A 14,440-nucleotide genomic window follows, 5' to 3' on the forward strand; every position below is an offset into this window, starting at 1 on the left:
CTGCCTGCCTCCTATCTCGGCAGCCCGAGCCCGCGCTGGGCGATCAGGCTGCGCTGTATCTCGTTGGTCCCGATGCTGATCACCCACATCAGCGAATGCCGCAGGTTCTGTTCGAACCGGCCATTGTCGATCGCGCCCGGCATCTGCTCGGAAATCGCGGCGCGCATCCCGAGAATGTCGAGCGCCGCCTCGCCGAACCCTTCCATCAGTTCGCCGGAATAGACCTTGCTGATCGCGCCATATTCCGGCGGCGTCACGCCATCGGCCGCGAGTTCGGCGCAATGCATCATCAGTTGCCGGCCAACCTCGATTTCGCAGGCAAGCGTCGCCATCTTGTCGCGCACGATCGCATCCTGAGCGGGCGGCGGCCGATCGCCCTCGGCCGCCATCACATGCCGGCGCAGTTGCTCGAAGGCGTGGGCCACCTTCCACACGATGCCGCCGCCGACCAGACCGCGCTCAAAGGCGAGTGCGCCCGTCAGGACTTTCCAGCCGCCATTGACCTCGCCGACAATGTTTTCCAGGGGAATGCGAACGTCGTCGTAGAAGATGTTGGCAAACGTGCCGTCATACATCGTGCTCGCCGGCCGGACCGTAATACCCGGCGCATTCATCGGGACGATAAACATGCTGATGCCGGCGTGCGGCGGCTTGGCATTCCTGTCGGTCCGGGCTGCGAGAAACATGTATTTGCCCCACCAGGTCGTGGTCCAGATCTTCTGGCCGTTGATGACCCAGTGCTCGCCGTCCCGCACCGCGCTGGTGCGCAGCGCGGCGAGATCGGAGCCGGCCTGCGGTTCGCTGTAGCCCATGCCGTGCATGGCCTCGCCCCGGAGAATTTCCGGCAGGTAGTTCTGCTGCTGCTCCGGCGTGCCGAACATCATCAGGGCGTTGGCCTGGATCGACGCGCCGATCCGCGGTGCTTCGCCCTGCTCCATCGTCTCCATGAATGCGATCTGCTCCAACGGGGAACGGCCCTGCCCGCCGAATTGCTTTGGCCATCCGAGGCCGATCCATCCGGTCTTGCCGATATCGCGCGCGAACTCGGCGTCGAACTCACGCTTTTCAAATGGCTGTTGGTCGAACCTCGCCTTCCGGTCTCCCGACCAGTTTTGATCGAGCCACCGCCGCACCTGTTCGCGCAGCTCGTTGCCGGCCGGACCGAGATCGTATTGCGGCAACGGCGCGCCGCCGCGATCCAGCAAATACGAAGCCAGCCGCCGCCGTGCATCAGGCGCCCCGCCGAGCGCGACCGTGTCCAGGTGCACGCGCTTGAAATGTCGCGTGGCCTCGTGCTCTTCGGCATAGCCGATGGCGCCGAAAATATGCTGGGTCTCGAGCGACACGCGCCGCAGCGCATGCCCGCCAAAGGCAACCGCGCAATCGGCAAAATAGCGCCAGTTGCAATCACCAATGTCGTGCAGCCTGGCCGCATGATCCAGGATCAGGCGGACGCCTTCGAGCGCGATCAGGCCATTGGCGAGCTTGTGCTGGATCGCCTGAAACTTTGCGATGGGTTGCCCAAACTGGTGACGCTCCCTGGCGTAGTCCGTGGCCAGCTCGAACGCGCGCCGGGCGGCGCCATGTGCCCTCGCCAGCAATGCGACCTGGGCCTTGAGGCTGATATCATCGAGGTCGACCGCCTCCAGCGGAAGAAGCGTCAGCGGCGCCGAATTCAGCCGCACCTCGCAGAGCCCCCATGCGCCCATGGCGCGCGTCGGCGTGAGGACAATGCCGGGAGCATCCAGTTGGACGAGGGCAAGATGGGACGCGTCAACGGCCACGAGAAGATGTGTGGCACCAGCGGCTTCGACGAAACGAAGCACGCCTGTTGCGCGCGAGCCGTCAATCCGGATCGATCCTGCACCCACATCAGGGTCGCGGGCGCCGAAGGAGAAAGCAGCCACCGCTGTGCCGGCATGCAGCTTTTCCAGCAGCTCCACGGCGGCGTCGGTCCGCGAGCCCGAGAGGGAAAAGTTGGCCAGCGCGACGGACCACATCGGCGCCGGACATGCGGCACGGCCAAGTTCCGCCATCACCACCAGGATCTCGCGAAGGCCGCCTTCATCGCGGCCGGAGCCGAGCGCAGCCACCCCCTGCCCGATGAGCTTGCGCCAGACCGCCGAGGTATCGTCCGGGGACGGCCGCTCCTTGCCGCCGCCCGCAGCCCAATGCGCTTCGAGAAACCCGCGCAGGGAATCCCGAAGCATTTTGGCGGTGTCGTCGCTCGGAGGCGCGGCCGCATCCATGGGAGACTAGGCCTTGCCGTATTTCGGCTTGCGCTTCTCCTTGAACGACATCGTCGCCTCTTTGTGGTCGGCGGTCTCGAATGTCACCTGCTCGAGCGCCATCGAGGCCTCCAGCATCATATTCACGCGATCCTTGACGATCTGGTTGATCGACAGCTTGGTCCAGCGAATGGCCCAGGTCGGGCCGTTGGCGAGCTCGATCGCGATCTCGCGGGCCTTGGCGAGCACCTCCGCGCGCGGCACGACATGATTGACCAGCCCGATCCGCTCAGCCTCCGCACCTTTCAGAAGGGTGCCGCGGATCAGGTACTCCTTGGCCTTGTTGATGCCGATCAGCAGCGGCCAGATCACGGTGCCGCCGTCACCGGCGACCAGCCCGACCCGCGAGACGTGGGTGTCACCGATGCGCGCGTCCTCCGCCATCACCGTGATGTCGCAAAGCAGCGCGTGCGTTGCGGCGAGGCCGATGGCGTCGCCGTTGATCGCCGCAATGATCGGCTTGTCGAGTTCGAGCTGGCGCGTCACGCCACGGCGGCTGATCATGGGGTCGTGGACTTCCCCCTCCTCGAGAACGTCGCCGCCCGGCCGCTCCGACATCGCCTTCACGTCGCCACCGACGCTGAAGAAATCACCCGCGCCCGTCAGCACCACGACGTGGACGGCGTGATCGTCGGCCAGGTCGTCCCAGATGGTCCGCAGTTCGCGGATCAGCTTCTGATTGATGGCGTTGCGTGCTTGCGGCCGGTTCAAAGTCACGGTCGCGACCTTGTCCGCGACCTCGACCGTCAGGCATTCGTATCTGGCATATTGGGACACATTTTCCTCCGTTGTTATAATTGTTCGAGCGTGGATCGAGCCACTCTCTGTTATCTGCGCATTCCGGGCTGCACCTCCGCCAACGCGACGTGAAGCGACATCGCGCCGGGGTCCTGCTCCAGCATCCGCTGCACGGATTCCAGATGGGTACGCATCAGGCGCGTCGCCGACGCAACATTTCGTTCACCCAGCGCCGCCAGGAATTGCCGTCGCTTTTCCGCCAGCCGCGCCATCGCGACGCCGCTCGACGAGACCTTGGCGTAGACGAAGCGCATGTGAATCTCGGTGACCGAATCCATGATCATGGCGATCACTTTGTTACCGGTCGACGCCGCGAGCAGTTTGTAGAATTCGCGCGAGCATTCGACGCGGTCCAGCAGCCGCCCTTCCCGCGTCGCATCCTCGGTGCGCCGAATATTGGCCTCGAGCGCGTCGAGATCGGCTTTTCGTGCATTGGCACACGCCAGCCGCACCACGAGATCGAGAACGTGAACGCGCGCTTCCGACAATTCCCGGACGGAAATCGTGCCGAGCGACAGCATATCGCGCATCACGCCGTTCATGCGGCTGGTGTCGCCCTCCTGAATGAAGGCGCCGCCCTTGACGCCCTTCTGCAGCCGAAGCACGCCGGCCATTTCGAGGCTGCGCAAGGCCTCGCGCAGCACGTTGCGGCTGACGCCGAGCTGCTGGGCCAGGTCTCGTTCGGGCGGCAGCTTGTCGCCCGGCTTGAGGACGCCGAGCGCGAGCTGCTCGCGGATGCGCTCGCAGATTTCCTCGAACGCACGCCGTGTGTGGATCGGGCGGAATGCCGGCGCGGCCGGCGCTCCAGCCGCGCGGTGATCGGGGACCCGTTCGCGCCGGTTGGGCGTCGATGACCTGGGGCGGGCGGGCGTGCGAGGGCTTGACTTGGTGCTCATGGGGTGAATTATTAAATGGCTCACCCATTCAATGGAAGTCCCTTTTCAAACTTCCGGCAAGAAAAGATGACCCAGGGATCAACATGAGCTTCACCGAGGAGCAGATCGCGTTCCGCGACACCGTGCGGAAGATGGTCGCAAAGCACGTCGCGCCTGTCGCGGCCGAAATCGACGAGACCGACCGCTTCCCGCTCGAACTCGTGAAGCTGTTCGGCGAGATGGGGCTGATGCAGCTCTGGGTGCCGGAACGCTACGGCGGTCCGAACGGCAACCTGACCTTGGCCTGCCTCGCCCGGGAGGAGATATCCAGGGTCTCGCCGGCTTGCGCCTCGATCGCAGCCCTCAACACCATGTTCATCATGCCGCTGCTTCACTTCGGTTCCGAGGAGCAGCGCGCCAAATACCTACCCATTATCGCCAAGGGCGGCGTCGTCACGGCGATCGCGATATCCGAGCCGCAGGCCGGCTCCGACGTCACCGCAATCAACACGCGCGCGCGGAAGGACGGCGACAGCTACGTCCTCAACGGCCGCAAGCAATGGTGCAGCTATGGCGTCGTCGCCGACTACATCGTGGTGATGGCCCGGACCAGCGACGCCCCGGGCGCCGACGGGATCAGTGCCTTCATCGTCGAACCGAAGACGATGTCGGGCATCTCGTTTGGACGCCACGAGCGCAAGATGGGCTTCCGCGGCGCGCCGAATACTCCGATCTTCTTCGACAATGTCCGCGTCCCTGCGGAGAACCTCGTCGGAGAAGAAGGCAAGGGCTTCCGGGCGTCGATGCGCGCGCTCGACCTCAACCGGCCGACCATCGGCGCCCAGTCCGTCGGCCTGGCCCAGGGCGCGCTCGACGCGTGCGTTGCCTACGCCAAGGAGCGCAAACAGTTCAAGAAGGCGATCGCGGAGTTTCAGGGCGTGCAATTCATGCTGGCCGACATGGCCATGCAGATCGAGGCCGCACGTGCCCTCGTCTACGAATGCGCCCGGGCCGGCGATGCCGGCGACTGGAAACGCCTCAACGTGCTGGCCAGCATGGCCAAATGCGTCGGCAGCGACATGGCCATGAAGGTGACAACGGACGCCGTCCAGATCTTCGGCGGCTACGGCTACACCATGGACTATCCGGTCGAGCGGATGATGCGCGACGCCAAGCTGACCCAGATCTTCGAAGGCACCAACCAGATCCAGCGCGTGGTGATCGCTCGGGAGCTGCTTCGGTAGAAGCGTGCTGACAGGCTTTTCCCCGTCACACCGGCGGCGTGCCGTGGGTGTGAAACGACTCGATCGTCTTCAGCCCCCAGGCCTGGCCTTTCTTGCGCTCTTCCTCGGTCCAGACGATCGGTTTCCAGTCGGGCGCGAGGATGAGGCGGGCGCCGGCGTTGGCGACCTCGACGCGGTTGCCGCCGGGTTCGTAGACATAGAGGAAGAAGGTTTGCTGGATCGCGTGCTTGTGCGGGCCGGTCTCGATGTGGATGCCGTTCTCCAGGAAGATGTCGGCGGCGCGCAATATCTCCTCGCGGCTGTCGAGCGCGTAGGTGACGTGATGGAAGCGGCCCATCTTGCCGTAGTGATCGCGGGTGTAGGCAAAGTCGTAGCTCTTGTTGCACATCGTCATCCACATCGCGGCTTCCGTGCCGTCGTTGAGCACGATCTGCTCGGTGGTGCGCAAGCCTAGATAGTTCTCGAAGAACAGGCGGTTGGCCTTGATGTCGACCGCCAGGCAATTGAGATGGTCGAGCCGGCGGACATTGACGCCGCGCGCCGGAAACCGCTGCGCCTGGTTCTTCAGCGCCGGCTTCAATTCGGGCGGCGCCTGATACCATTCGGTCTCGTAATAGAGCTCGACAATATGGCCATCCGGATCGCGGCAACGGAACGACGGCCCCTGCCCCATGTCGCCATCGACCCAGCCGATGTCGAAGCCGGACCGCTTCAGCGCGGCGACGCGGCGCTCCAGCGCCTGAGGGCTGCGCGCGCGCAGCGCCATATGCTCCATCCCTGAGGTTTTGGAAGCCGTCAGCTTCAGCGAATAGCGCTCGTAATCGTCCCAGCCGCGCAAATAGACCGACTCGCCCTTGCGGCCGCTGACGGTCATGCCCATGACGTCAACGAAGAATTTTTCGCTCTCCTCCGGCTTCGGCGTCAACATTTCCATGTGGCCGAGATGGGCGAGATCGAAGATCGGTTCGGGGGTCATAGGCGGTCTCTCTCGTAGGGTGGGCAAAGCGTAGCGTGCCCACCAGTTCAGATCGGATGGTGGGCACGGCGCTACGCGCCTTTGCCCTCCCTACAATTGCAGCGCACGCGTTATGTCGTCGAACAGCTCATCGACGCTGAAAGCACGCGGAATGAGGGCTTGCTGGGCGGTGTAGCCGATAATCAGCTCCAGCGAACGACGCATCTCATCTGCAGAGAAACGTGGCGCAGCGGCTGACGCCTTGGCCGACTCCGCCAGCAACCGATGCACTTCCCGCACTACGTCCGGATTTTTCTCGCACAGGGCCCGGCTTACCACCACCATATGGTTGATCGGCACCACCTTGTGCTTGGCAGCCCAGGCCTTCTCCTCCGCGGCGACGTCGGCGAACAGCGGTTTGAAATCCGCATGCTCGGACTTCTCGCCGAGCACCGCATCGAGTTCACCATCCACAAGCATCTGGATGATTGGCTTGCCGGCCGGCGCTCGTTTGGTCGTGTCCCTGAATTCGGCGACATGGGCGTCCTCGAAGGTCACCCAGTCGATCGAATTGAGATCGACGCCGTAATCATTGGCGAGGATACCGCGCAGCCAGGCGCCGGTCGTGGTGGTAAAGGAGCGGATACCGACGCGCTTGCCGTTCAGATCGGTAGGGGTCAGCGCGCCCCGCTTTGCGTTGTACAGCGCATGTCCATGCTGAAAGCGCGCCATCACCACATCAGGCAGCAGCACCATCGGCTTGTCAAAGCTCCTGGCCATCAGATAGGTGACGATGGCCATCTCGGAGACGTCGAACGCGGCCTCGCGGACCATCGGCTTGAAGCCCTTGTTGGTCGGCGAATAGTCGACAAAGTCGAACTCGACCAGATCGGATTTAATCGCGCCGCTCTTCAGCGCCGCGGCGCCGGGATGGTCGCCGAGCAAGGTGCGCAGGCGTATTGCCATCTCAGTCGCTCTCCGGCTCATCGATATAGACAAGGCCTGCTTTCGCCAAGGGCTCGCGCATGTTGTACATGTCGAGGCCGAGCACACCAGCGGCGAGTTGCTTGCGCTTGCCGTCCTCGTCGGCGTGGCGTTTTTCTCCCTTGGCAACGACGTCGGCGGCATCTTTCCGCCTGACGACCACAACACCGTCGTCATCGGCGACGACAGCGTCGCCCGGCACCACGTTGATCCCGGCGCAGACCACGGGCACATTGACGGCGCCCAAGGTCGCCTTGACCGTGCCCTTGGCGGAAATCGCCCTCGACCACACCGGAAACCCCATCTCGCGCAGCGCCTTGGCATCGCGGACGCCGGCATCGATCACCAGGCCCCTGACGCCGCGCGCCATCAGCGAGGTCGCGAGCAGATCGCCGAACATGCCGTCGGTATTGTCGGTGGTGCAGCCGACCACCAGAATGTCGCCGGGCTTGCACTGCTCCACCGCGACATGGATCATCCAGTTGTCGCCGGGCTGCGCCAGCACGGTCACCGCCGTGCCTGCCGCCTCGCCGCCGGCCCATACCGGACGCAAATATGGTTTCATCAGGCCGAAGCGGCCATAGGCCTCGTGCGCGGTGGCGACGCCGAGCGTGCCAAGGCGGTTCACGAGGTCGGCATCGGTGCGCTTGATGTTGCGGACAACAACGGTTTTCATGCCAGTTCCTCCATCGCCATCGGGAACAGCCGCTGATAGGCCTCGCCATAGGTCATGGCCTTGCCGGAATTGCGGCCGCCCTGCATGCCCCGCTGCAATGCGACGCGCTCATAGTACGCCCACAGGTGTTTTTGCGCGGCGAGAATTTCAAAGGTCTTGCGCTTCTGCTCCCAAACCTCGTCGATGTTGAGGATCACCTGCGGCTTGAAATTGCACATCTCGGGCTGGTGCGGCTCGAACAGGAACACCGGCGGCGCGGCGTAGGTGTACTTAGCGCCGGGCTTGTGGCCCATCGCCTGCGCCACCACGCGGGTCTCCTGCGCGAAATGCGCGGCGTTGGGATGATCGAAATTGTAGGGGTCTTCCAGCGCGTGGGTGAGCACGAAGGACGGATTGAGTTCGCGGTAGATATCGACCATGCGATCGAAATGCGCTTCGGTGGTGCGCAGCGGATAATCGCCGGCATCGAAGAATTCGATTTCCGCTCCCAGCATCTCGGCTGCGCGCTGCGCCTCGTCGCGCCGTCCCGCCTTGACCTTTTCAAGCGTGGCACCGGTTTCCTTCCAGGCGAACTGGCTCTCGCCGCGCTCACCGAACGACAGGCAGGCGATCTTGATGCGGTACCCCTTCTTGGCGTGAAGCGCGATCGCCCCGCCCGCGCGCCAGACGAAATCGCCGGGATGCGCCGTGACCACGAGGCCGGTCTTGTTTGCATTGGTCATTGCTGTTTCCTCTTTCGGTTTTCCGGCTATTGCTTCTCGATGCCCGCCCGCTCGATCACTTTAGCCCATTTCTCGATATCGTCCTTCAGCCGCTGCGCGATTTCCTCCGGCGTGGAGGCCTTGGCCTCGATGCCCAGCTCGAGCGCGCGCTTCTTCAAGTCGGGCGTGTCGAGCACCTCGCGGAGCGCCGCATTGAGCGTCTTGATCACCTCCGGCGGCGTGCCCTTGGGCGCAAAAATCGCGTTCCAGGACTGCGCCTCGAAATCGCCGCCGCCGGCTTCCTTTACCGTCGGAACGTCAGGCAGGAACGGCGTGCGGACCGAACCTGAAGTCGAGACCGCAGTCACCGCCTTATCTGATATGTGCGACTGCACCGCGGTGTAATTCTCGATCGCCATCTGGATATCGCCGCGCAGCAGCGCGATCAGGACATCGGGCGAACTGCGGAACGGCACGATGGTGATTTCGACGCCGGCAGTGGATTTGAACAATTGCGCCGAGAGGTTTTGCGTCGAGCCGACATTGATGGTGCCGACATTGAGCGCACCGGGCCTTGCCTTGGCCGCTTTGATCAGGTCCGCCAATGTCTGGTACGGCGAGCCGGCCTGAGTGACGAGGATGAAGTCGAAATAACCCATGCTCGAGACCGGAACGAAATCCCTGACCGGATCGAATCTCAGGTTCTTGAACAGCGACACCGAAATCGCGGTGCCATTGCTCAGCAGCGCCAGCGTATAGCCGTCGGCGGCCGACGACAGCACCGCGCGAGCGGCGGTGATGCCGCCGGCGCCCGGCATGTTCTCGATGATGAAGCGCTGCCCGAGCTTTTCGCCGAGCTTCTCGGTGACGATCCGCGCGGTGACGTCGGCAACCCCGCCCGGACCGAAGGGGAGGATCAGCCGCACCGGCCGGTTTGGATAATTCTGGGCGCAGGCGATCTGCGGCGTCAGCAGCAACACTGCCAACACAAATGCGCCTGCGATCGATGCGCAGCGGCCGCTCAAACCAAAACCCTCGGGCCTGACCGTCATGGTTGATCCATCAGAACTCAAACAGCCGCGCGGGATTATCGACCAGTATCTTTTGCTGCAACTCGGGCTCCGGCGCGAATAGTGGAATGAGGTCGACCAGATCGCCGTCGTTCGGCATCGCCTTGACGTTGGGATGCGGCCAGTCGGTTCCCCAGATCACGCGATCCGGCGCCGTCTCGATGATGCGGCGCGCAAACGGCACCGCGTCGTGGAACGGCGGTCCGCTGGAGGACACCCGCTCGCAGCCGCAGACCTTGACCCAGCATTTCTCGTCGCGCTGCATCAGGTCGATCAGGGTCCGGAACGGCAACTGGTTGAGTCCGTCAGCAGCCTTGACCCGTCCCATGTGATCGATGGTGTAGCGCACCGGCAGTTTTGCCAGCAGGTCGGCATATTCAGGCAAGTCGATCGCATCGAAATGCAGGTCGATGTGCCAGCCGAGCGGCGCCACCATCGCGACGATCTTGTGGAACACCGCCATGTCGGGCACACCTCCGAGATGGCGCACGAAATTGAAGCGGCAGCCGCGGAAACCGCCGTCGTGAAGCTCCTGAAGGCCGCGCTCAGTGATGGTATCGTCGATATTGGCGACGGCGCGAAAGGTCCCGTTGCTGACGGCGATGGCGTCGAGCGCAACGCGATTGTCGGTGCCGTGCACGCTGGCATTGACGATGACGGCCCGGCCAATGCCGAGCTTCTGATGCAGCGCCCTGAAATCCTCCAGCGGTGCGTCCGGCGGCGTGTACGGTCGCCCCGGCGCATACGGATATTTGTCGCCCGGCCCGAAAATATGGGTGTGCGCGTCGCACGCCAGCGGCGGCAGGCGGAATTTCGGCGTCCGCGTATTGCGATCCGGGCCGGGAATCGTTGGCTTCGACATCATGCTCTCATGCGGTGCGTGAGCGGGAACCGGCCGGGGCTTTCCTGGCTCCGGCTTTCGCAGCGGGCTCGGCGGCCGCCTGGCCGTTAATGTCAGGCGCCTGCAGTGCGGCGACGGTGGCAGAAACCAGTTGCTCGATCGCCTCGGCCATGTCGGCGCCATCGGCCTCGCCACGCGACAACCGCGTCACCCGTTCCGGGTTGACCAGGGTGTAATAGAGCGCGCCGAGCAGGAACTGGGAGCGCCAGACCAGCGTCCTGCGCGGCAGATGCGGCAGGCTCTGCTCGATCGCTTCAATGAAGGCGTTGGTGGTGTCGTCGAAGATCTCCGCAATGATGCGGCCGACCACGGCGTTGCCTTCCGCCGACATGACAGCGCGCAGCCGCGTGAACCGCGCGCCGCCGCCCGCCAGATCGCTGCTCGACGAAAACGCCGGCTGCACATAGGCGCGCACCACGGCCTCGAGCCGGTCCTGCACGTCGCGCACGCGCCGCGCCGCCACCAATAACTCGATACGGCGCTTGTTCATGGGACCGCAATGCCGCTTGTAGATTTCGAGCAGCAGGCCGTCCTTGCTCTTGAAATGATAGGTGACGCTGCCGGGATTGGCGCCCGCCTCCAGCGCGATGTCGCGGATCGAGACCGCGTTGAAGCCCCGGGTCGAGAACAGGCTCTCGGCCGCGCTGAGGATTGCTTCCCGCATATTGGGATTGCGCGTCATGAGTTTTCTTTGGGCTTTTCTTTGGGGTTTGCTTTCCGCTTTTTCTTTTGTACAGATGTACAAATTATCAGGTCCAGTCAACAAATATATCGGTGGCGCCGGAAAAACCCGACGCCGACGCGACTGGAGCGGAAGGCACGGGAGAGCGATATGGCTGGAAGGCGCCAGATCATTGTTGCGGTGCTGGCGGTTGCCGCGCTCTTTGCCGGTGGCGCCATTGCGGCCGACACCGAGATTCGGCAGATCCTCGCGCCGAGCGGTGCGCTGCGGGTGGCGCTGTATCCGGGAACACCGACCTCGATCCTGCCGGATCCGAAGTCGGGCGGACCAAAGGGCGTCGGCTACGATCTCGGCAAGGAACTCGCGAGCCGGCTCGGCGTACCCTTTGAGCCGGTGATTTTCTCCGTGAACGCCGAGGTCCTCGAAGCGGTCAAGACGGGCAAGGCCGACATCGCCCTCACCAACGCCACGGCCGCGCGGGCACGGGAGTTGGATTTCGGCCCGCCCGTTTTTGAAGTCGAGCTCGGCTATCTCGTGCCGAAGGGCTCGGCGCTCACAGCGCTGATCGAGGTGGATGCAGCAGGCATGCGCGTCGGCGTCACGGCAGGAAGCTCCTCGGACGGCACCCTTACGCGCGACCTGAAGAAGGCCGAGATCGTGCGCGCGGCAAATTTCGATGCCGCCATCGAGATGCTGACGGCCGGCACCCTCCACGCCTATGCCACCAACAAGGCCTCGCTGTACGAGATGTCGGAGAAGCTGCCGGGGTCAAAAGTGCTCGACGGCCGCTGGGGCGTCGAGCGTTTCGCAATCGGCGTCCCAAAAGGACGCGACGGCGGGATGGCGTTCATCCGGCAGTTCACCGAAGCCGCGAAGTCGGAAGGCCTGGTCAAGGCAGCGATTGCGCGCGCGGGGCTGCGCGGCGCGGTTGCGCCGGAAACACAGAATTAGCGGCGCACGCAGCCCACTTCCAACCATCGATCCGGACAAGAAGGATTTCCTGCCATGCCTGCCCCACGAAAACTCATCCGTTCCGTTCTGGCCGCGGCACTATTCTCGCTGGCCGGTACGCTGGCACACGCCGAGGGTTTCCCAAGCAAGCCGGTGCGCATCCTGGTGCCCTATGCCGCCGGCGGCGCGGTTGATGTCCTCGCGCGCACGGTCGGCCAGTCGCTGTCGAAGATCTGGGGCCAGCAGCCCGTGATCGAAAACCGGCCCGGCGCCGGCGGCACTATCGCTTCGCAGGCACTGACCCAATCCGCGCCCGACGGCTACACCCTGATCCTGGTCGCCAGCGGCCATCCGCTCAATCAATTCTTCTATCCAAAGCTGCCCTACGACACTTTCAAGGATTTCACCGCGATCAGCGAGATCGCCGCGTCGCCGCTTGCCATCGTCGTCTCCAGGGACAGCCCCGTGAAGAATCTCGGGGAGTTGCTGACGATCGCCCGCGAGAAGCCCGACGCCCTGTCCTATGGCATGTCCGGCAACGGCACGTCCGCGCACCTTGCCGGCGAACTGCTCAACTACATGGCCAAGGTGAAGATCCTCGCGATTCCCTACAAGGGCGGTGCGCCCGCCCTCACCGCCGTGATATCAGGCGAGATTCCGATCAGCGTCAACCCATTGCCGGAGGTCGTCGGCCAGCTCGAGGGCTCTACGGTGCGCGCACTTGCGGTGACGACGGCGCAGCGCGCCAAGGCGTTGCCGAATGTCCCGACGGTCGCAGAGTCCGGCTTGCCCGGCTACGACGCGTCGGTGTGGTGGGGCTTTCTTGGACCCGCGGGCATGGCGCCGGAACTGCTGAGCAAGATCAACGCCGATCTCAAGGCCACTCTCAAGGACCCGGTGGTTCTGACCGCGCTGGAAAAGATGGGCGCGACGCCGGTCGGAAACTCACCGCAGGAATTCGACGCGTTCATGCGCGCGGAGGCCGCCAAGTGGGAGCCGGTGCTCAAGGAAGCCAACATCAAGATGCAGTGAGGCGCCGCCAACGCGACGCCTATCGCGCATTGGCCGGGGCATGCGCCGGCCACAAATCGGCGCGCCAGTGCAGCATGATCGCCAGCATCAAGGCGAGACCGACCGCTGCGTACAGCGTTCCCGTCGCGGCGAAGCCGATCTCGTCGATCAGGCTGCCGGCGGCCAGAAGGCCGAACGGCAGGCCATAGATCACCATCATGCGCACGCCCATCACCCGGCCGCGGAAATTCTCGGCTGCTGTGCGCATCAGGATGACGGCGATCGAGATCATCGCGAGGCTCTGCGAAAAACCGGCGATGACAAGGCAGACGATCGCGGTCGGCACCGTCTGCATCTGCACGAACAGCAGCAGCGTCGCGTACCACAGCACGGTCGAGGCAATCATGAGCCGCGCCACCCTTATACCGTGGATCAGGCTCAGCACGATCGAGCCGGCCAGCGAGCCGATGGCGAAACTTGCCGAGAGATAGCCGAGCCCGGTCTGGTTGGTGCCGTAGATCGTCTTGGCGACGTAGGGCAGCAATCCGTTGGTCAGCGGATAAGCCGTGAGGTTGGCAAGGAACGCGACCCAGAGCGCAGCGCGCATGCGCGGTGTGGTCCAGCAATAGGCCACGCCCTCCATCAGGTCGCGCAATGGCGAGGGCCGCAGCGCCTCGCCTTCGGTGTCGCCGGTCGGATGCGGCTTGGCCGATACCACCACGCACAGCGTCAGCACGGTCGCGATGAGATAGAGGCAGACGATCGCCACATAGGCTGGCCCCATCCCGAGCGCAGCGAACAATCCGGCGCCGCTCAGCGCGCCGGCGATGCGCGCGGTATCCATCGTGGTTCGGGAGATGCTGATCGCGCCGATCAATTGATCGCGCGGCATGATGGTCGCAACCAGCGCGCCACGCACGCCGAGGTCCGACGGACGGACCACCCCCATCAGCGCCGCGACGATAAAAACAAAGAGTGGACTGAGATGGCCTGTCAGCGCCAGCGTCATCAGCACGGTCGCCAGCACCGCGTAGCTCGCGCGCATCATCGCCAGGAGATCGCGGTGACCGATGCGGTCGCCGACGACGCCGAACATCGGCGCAACCAATGTGCCGATATAACCAAGGGAGGCGAACACGGTGAGCAGCAGCACCGACCCGGTCTCGACCAGCACGTACCAGCCGAGGATGATCATCTCCATCTCGAACGCCCACGAGGTGAGCAGATCGGCGGGCCACTGGAAACGATAATTCCGGATCCGGAATGGAGCGAGCGCGGAAGGCCGCGCGAAATCGCTCAAGACT

At 64.1% G+C, this 14,440-nt stretch carries 14 protein-coding genes; 3 read left to right on the forward strand and 11 right to left on the reverse strand.

Annotated elements, in window-relative coordinates; genetic code table 11:
* Nucleotides 1-11 precede the first annotated feature (11 nt).
* The 3 genes from JQ600_RS06540 to JQ600_RS06550 are packed head-to-tail and all read right to left on the reverse strand — an operon-like array spanning nt 12 to nt 3,982.
* On the reverse strand, nt 12-2,210 hold the full coding sequence (locus JQ600_RS06540; RefSeq protein ID WP_249135723.1) for an acyl-CoA dehydrogenase: 2,199 nt from the start codon (nt 2,208-2,210) through the stop codon (nt 12-14).
* A 45-nt stretch (nt 2,211-2,255) separates the two neighbouring features.
* The gene (locus JQ600_RS06545) at nt 2,256-3,065 is read right to left on the reverse strand and encodes an enoyl-CoA hydratase-related protein (RefSeq protein WP_312010862.1); all 810 of its coding nucleotides are present in this window, start codon (nt 3,063-3,065) and stop codon (nt 2,256-2,258) included.
* 50 nt (nt 3,066-3,115) lie between these two features.
* Nucleotides 3,116-3,982: a FadR/GntR family transcriptional regulator gene (locus JQ600_RS06550; RefSeq protein ID WP_212386055.1), complete on the reverse strand. Its 867-nt coding sequence runs from the start codon at nt 3,980-3,982 to the stop codon at nt 3,116-3,118.
* Nucleotides 3,983-4,065: 83 nt separating this feature from the next.
* Here JQ600_RS06550 and JQ600_RS06555 point away from each other — a divergent pair, with 83 nt between their 5' ends.
* On the forward strand, nt 4,066-5,205 hold the full coding sequence (locus JQ600_RS06555; protein ID WP_212386056.1) for an acyl-CoA dehydrogenase family protein: 1,140 nt from the start codon (nt 4,066-4,068) through the stop codon (nt 5,203-5,205).
* Nucleotides 5,206-5,230: 25 nt separating this feature from the next.
* Here the strand turns inward: JQ600_RS06555 and JQ600_RS06560 are convergent, their stop codons facing one another.
* From JQ600_RS06560 to JQ600_RS06590, 7 genes are all read right to left on the reverse strand, one after another.
* Nucleotides 5,231-6,181 carry a catechol 2,3-dioxygenase gene (locus JQ600_RS06560; RefSeq protein WP_212386057.1) on the reverse strand — a complete coding sequence of 317 codons (951 nt, stop codon included), beginning with the start codon at nt 6,179-6,181 and terminating at the stop codon, nt 5,231-5,233.
* 90 nt (nt 6,182-6,271) lie between these two features.
* Nucleotides 6,272-7,126: a hypothetical protein gene (locus tag JQ600_RS06565; RefSeq protein WP_212386058.1), complete on the reverse strand. Its 855-nt coding sequence runs from the start codon at nt 7,124-7,126 to the stop codon at nt 6,272-6,274.
* Between the two features lies 1 nt (nt 7,127).
* Nucleotides 7,128-7,820, reverse strand: coding sequence for a 4-carboxy-4-hydroxy-2-oxoadipate aldolase/oxaloacetate decarboxylase (locus tag JQ600_RS06570; RefSeq protein ID WP_212268861.1), 693 nt, complete (start codon nt 7,818-7,820; stop codon nt 7,128-7,130).
* Nucleotides 7,817-8,542: a PIG-L deacetylase family protein gene (locus tag JQ600_RS06575; protein WP_212207387.1), complete on the reverse strand. Its 726-nt coding sequence runs from the start codon at nt 8,540-8,542 to the stop codon at nt 7,817-7,819. The genes JQ600_RS06570 and JQ600_RS06575 overlap by 4 nt, the downstream gene beginning before the upstream one ends.
* 26 nt (nt 8,543-8,568) lie before the next feature.
* Entirely contained in the window at nt 8,569-9,573 is a 1,005-nt protein-coding gene (locus JQ600_RS06580; protein ID WP_212386060.1) for a tripartite tricarboxylate transporter substrate binding protein, read from the reverse strand.
* 10 nt (nt 9,574-9,583) lie between these two features.
* Nucleotides 9,584-10,453, reverse strand: coding sequence for an amidohydrolase family protein (locus JQ600_RS06585; protein ID WP_249135724.1), 870 nt, complete (start codon nt 10,451-10,453; stop codon nt 9,584-9,586).
* A 7-nt stretch (nt 10,454-10,460) separates the two neighbouring features.
* Nucleotides 10,461-11,174, reverse strand: coding sequence for a TetR/AcrR family transcriptional regulator (locus JQ600_RS06590; protein WP_212464580.1), 714 nt, complete (start codon nt 11,172-11,174; stop codon nt 10,461-10,463).
* 150 nt (nt 11,175-11,324) lie between these two features.
* Here JQ600_RS06590 and JQ600_RS06595 point away from each other — a divergent pair, with 150 nt between their 5' ends.
* A complete protein-coding gene (locus JQ600_RS06595) occupies nt 11,325-12,125 on the forward strand; it encodes a transporter substrate-binding domain-containing protein (protein ID WP_212386063.1) in 801 nt (266 codons plus the stop codon).
* A 54-nt stretch (nt 12,126-12,179) separates the two neighbouring features.
* Complete coding sequence (locus JQ600_RS06600; protein WP_212386064.1) at nt 12,180-13,157, forward strand: tripartite tricarboxylate transporter substrate binding protein; 978 nt, start codon at nt 12,180-12,182, stop codon at nt 13,155-13,157.
* A 19-nt stretch (nt 13,158-13,176) separates the two neighbouring features.
* Here the strand turns inward: JQ600_RS06600 and JQ600_RS06605 are convergent, their stop codons facing one another.
* Nucleotides 13,177-14,436, reverse strand: a complete 1,260-nt coding sequence (locus JQ600_RS06605) for an MFS transporter (RefSeq protein ID WP_212386065.1) — start codon at nt 14,434-14,436, stop codon at nt 13,177-13,179.
* Nucleotides 14,437-14,440: the final 4 nt, after the last annotated feature.

Origin of the sequence: Bradyrhizobium sp. AUGA SZCCT0176 (assembly GCF_018130145.1) — a bacterium.
Taxonomy (GTDB): domain Bacteria; phylum Pseudomonadota; class Alphaproteobacteria; order Rhizobiales; family Xanthobacteraceae; genus Bradyrhizobium.

Excerpts from the sequence above, each read along its gene's own strand:
- JQ600_RS06550 (WP_212386055.1), bottom strand. The coding sequence starts at position 3,982 with ATGAGCACCAAGTCAAGCCCTCGCACGCCCGCCCGCCCCAGGTCATCG.
- JQ600_RS06555 (WP_212386056.1), top strand. The coding sequence starts at position 4,066 with ATGAGCTTCACCGAGGAGCAGATCGCGTTCCGCGACACCGTGCGGAAG.
- JQ600_RS06595 (WP_212386063.1), top strand. The coding sequence starts at position 11,325 with ATGGCTGGAAGGCGCCAGATCATTGTTGCGGTGCTGGCGGTTGCCGCG.
- JQ600_RS06580 (WP_212386060.1), bottom strand. The coding sequence starts at position 9,573 with ATGACGGTCAGGCCCGAGGGTTTTGGTTTGAGCGGCCGCTGCGCATCG.
- JQ600_RS06560 (WP_212386057.1), bottom strand. The coding sequence starts at position 6,181 with ATGACCCCCGAACCGATCTTCGATCTCGCCCATCTCGGCCACATGGAA.
- JQ600_RS06540 (WP_249135723.1), bottom strand. The coding sequence starts at position 2,210 with ATGCTTCGGGATTCCCTGCGCGGGTTTCTCGAAGCGCATTGGGCTGCG.
- JQ600_RS06570 (WP_212268861.1), bottom strand. The coding sequence starts at position 7,820 with ATGAAAACCGTTGTTGTCCGCAACATCAAGCGCACCGATGCCGACCTC.
- JQ600_RS06575 (WP_212207387.1), bottom strand. The coding sequence starts at position 8,542 with ATGACCAATGCAAACAAGACCGGCCTCGTGGTCACGGCGCATCCCGGC.
- JQ600_RS06600 (WP_212386064.1), top strand. The coding sequence starts at position 12,180 with ATGCCTGCCCCACGAAAACTCATCCGTTCCGTTCTGGCCGCGGCACTA.
- JQ600_RS06585 (WP_249135724.1), bottom strand. The coding sequence starts at position 10,453 with ATGTCGAAGCCAACGATTCCCGGCCCGGATCGCAATACGCGGACGCCG.
- JQ600_RS06590 (WP_212464580.1), bottom strand. The coding sequence starts at position 11,174 with ATGACGCGCAATCCCAATATGCGGGAAGCAATCCTCAGCGCGGCCGAG.
- JQ600_RS06565 (WP_212386058.1), bottom strand. The coding sequence starts at position 7,126 with ATGGCAATACGCCTGCGCACCTTGCTCGGCGACCATCCCGGCGCCGCG.